Below are 3,177 nucleotides of genomic sequence, written 5' to 3' on the forward strand. Positions count from 1 at the left end.
TCAAAAAACATGCCGGCCTCCAACTCATTGAATGGGGATATGCTGAATCAAACTCATGGTAGCCACTAACCTAATAACTTGCCCCCAAAGTCCTGTCTAAACTGCGATACTGAATCGCCTCACCGACAAATTCCTGCCTGATTTCTTCGGAGCCCTCAATATCCGCAATTGTTCTCGCCACCTTTAATATCCGATCATAAGCCCGAGCTGATAAACCCAACTTAGTAATTGCGGTTTTCAGAAGTTCGTGTCCTTCCTCATTAATTTTACAATATCGCCGAATCTCTTTAGATTCCATTCGTGCGTTGCAAAACAGGTGTTTCTTATCTGTAAACCGCTTTTGTTGTACGGCACGTGCCCGCATCACACGTTCTCGAATGGCGGCTGAATCTTCGCCGGAGACATCGCTCGCAAGCTCTTTATATTTAACAGAAGGCACTTCGATATGGATGTCAATTCGGTCCAAAAGGGGACCGGAAACTCGTGACAGATATTTTTGGATTTGCGGTGGCGTGCAGGAGCAATCGTTGTGCGGATCGGTGGCAAAACCACAGGGACATGGATTCATTGCCGCAGCCAGCATGAACTCAGCGGGATAGGTGAGAGAGAGCATAGCCCGGGAAATGGTAACCAGTCCATCTTCCAAGGGTTGGCGCATAACCTCAAGCACGTTTTTCTTAAACTCAGGCAGTTCATCTAAAAACAAAACACCGTGGTTGGCCAGACTGACTTCGCCGGGCCGGGGAATGTGCCCACCGCCGATTAAGCCGGCATCGCTGATCGTGTGGTGTGGGGACCTGAACGGGCGTGTGCCAATCAAGGCTCTGTCCGGCGGTAAAATTCCCGCCACCGAATGGATTTTTGTGGTTTCAAGAGCTTCGTCCAGAGTTAAGTCCGGGAGAATAGAGGGGAATCTTTTAGCCAACATGGTTTTTCCGGAACCGGGCGGCCCTACCATGAGAATATTATGTCCACCGGCGGCGGCTATTTCCAGTGCGCGCTTAACGTGCTCTTGACCTCTGACATCCGAAAAGTCAATGTGATAATTTCGGCTCTGGGAGAAAATTTCTTCAATATTTATATCGAACGGCTCGATGGCTTCTCGGCCATTCAGGAAGTCGACGGCTTCTAAAAGATGCCTGACCGGATAGACTGTAACCCCTTTTGAAATGGCTGCCTCACCGGCGTTGAGCTGCGGTACAATGAGGCCTTTCTTTTTGGCTTTCCTGGCTGCCAGGGAAATGGGCAGGGCCCCACGGATGGGTCGGAGGGTCCCGTCCAGGGAGAGCTCACCAAGAATAAGAAAGTCTTCCAGAAGGTCTGGCGAGACCTCGCCCACGGAAGCCAGAATTCCCATTGCTATTGGCAAGTCGAAAGCGGAGCCTTCTTTCCGGATATCCGCCGGCGCCAGGTTGACTGTTATGCGTTTATTTGGGAATCTCAGGCCGCAATTCTTGATGGCGGCGTTCACACGCTCCATTGATTCCTTGACTGCACCTTCCGGTAAGCCGACCACGATGAATTTTGGCAGGCCACCTTCAAAGTGAGTTTCCACTTCTACAATGTAAGCATCTATTCCTAAAACAGCGGCGCTTAATACTTTAGAAAACATAGGTTGGAAAAGGTGGTTGGTTCGAAATAAAATTATACTATTTTACAAAAGAGTTGATTTATTGTCAACAAAAAAGACCGCTGGTAGGTAATTTAGGAACTAAGTTTTAATTCAAATCGTTAATCTTATTAAGATTATAAATTTTAACAGAAATGTAAATATAATTATACGGGAAAGGATTCTACTGAAACTACATTTTTTTAGTAAATTTTTCAGATACTTGTCAGAAATAAAGCACAAAACTCCTTGACTTTTCGGGGACAAATAATTTGAATTGCTAATGTCAAGATCGACCGGTTCTGGAGGTGGAGAATCGTTCGAGAGCGTTTTTTTGCGTTTTAAACTCCCGTGTTCCTTGACAAAAATTTTTTAGGTCGAAATAATAAAATTTATTTCGGCTTTTTTTTTACAATCTTGTTTCACCCTGGCACAGGGGTTCAAAATGGGTTAGTATGTTGAACAAGCATGTCGCATTTATTTGTCCTAACCTCAAAATTTAGAGAAAATTTTGCTGGCATAAATTTTGTAATAATTTAAGAGATGTTACTAAATGGAAAAATTTGCCTATTGAAGTTGGAGGTGTAATTTATGAGCACCAAAGAAGAAACCAAGAAAAGTACAGATTCAACCAATGACAACAAGATCGTTTCCTTAATAAAAGGAATGCAGAACGTTGAGGAATTTAAAGAACTCACCTGGGAGGGTTCGTTTTCCGACTATCTTTCAATTGTACAAAAGAACCCGAAAATTACCCGAACCGCCTTTCAAAGACTTTATGATATGCTCATCAGTTACGGCACAGAAGAATATCAAGAATACAAGGAAAAATTAGTCAAGTACAAATTTTTTGATGACCCAATTGACAACGGCAGAGACGCCATTTATGGGCTGGAACGCGCCTTGATGAAGTTCGTTAATTTGTTTAATTCCGCCGCCCGGGGATACGGTACTGAAAAACGGGTCTTTCTCCTGCATGGCCCTGTCGGTAGCGCCAAGAGTACAATCGTCCGTTTGTTGAAAAAAGGCATAGAGGCTTATTCCAGAACTCAGGAGGGCGCGCTTTATTCTTTTTCGTGGGAAGTTGAGGATGAAAACGGAACCCATTTTGACAAATGTCCCATGCACGAAGAGCCGCTGCATCTTATCCCGGAGGATTTCCGTGGAAAGGTTATGGACGAATTAAACCAGGATAAACCCGTCGATGAGCGCGTTAATATTCTTGGTGAGTTGTGTCCGTTTTGCCGGCAAACCTATCTGGAAAAGAATCATGAATATGACGGGGATTGGGGTAAAATAATCGACGATATAAAAATTCGACGATTGATTCTCTCGGAAAAGGATCGGGTTGGCATCGGTACCTTTCAACCGAAAGATGAAAAAAATCAGGATTCGACTGAACTTACCGGCGATATCAATTACCGTAAAATCGCCCTCTATGGTTCCGACTCGGATCCCCGCGCTTTCAATTTTGACGGCGAGTTGAATATCGCCAACCGGGGATTGGTGGAATTCATCGAAGTGCTGAAATTGGATGTTGCTTTTCTCTACGACTTGCTTGGGGCTTC

Annotated in this window: 2 protein-coding genes; one reads left to right on the forward strand and one right to left on the reverse strand. The window is 44.7% G+C overall.

Annotated elements, in window-relative coordinates; genetic code table 11:
* Positions 1-70: 70 nt before the first annotated feature.
* Positions 71-1,612: a YifB family Mg chelatase-like AAA ATPase gene (locus IH879_21860; GenBank protein MCH7677572.1), complete on the reverse strand. Its 1,542-nt coding sequence runs from the start codon at positions 1,610-1,612 to the stop codon at positions 71-73.
* Between the two features lie 588 nt (positions 1,613-2,200).
* On the opposite strand from IH879_21860, the gene IH879_21865 reads away from it, so the two are divergent.
* On the forward strand, positions 2,201-3,177 hold a 977-nt coding region (locus tag IH879_21865), incomplete at its 3' end, for a serine protein kinase (protein MCH7677573.1).

The organism is candidate division KSB1 bacterium (assembly GCA_022562085.1).
Classification (GTDB): Bacteria; Zhuqueibacterota; Zhuqueibacteria; order Oceanimicrobiales; family Oceanimicrobiaceae; genus Oceanimicrobium.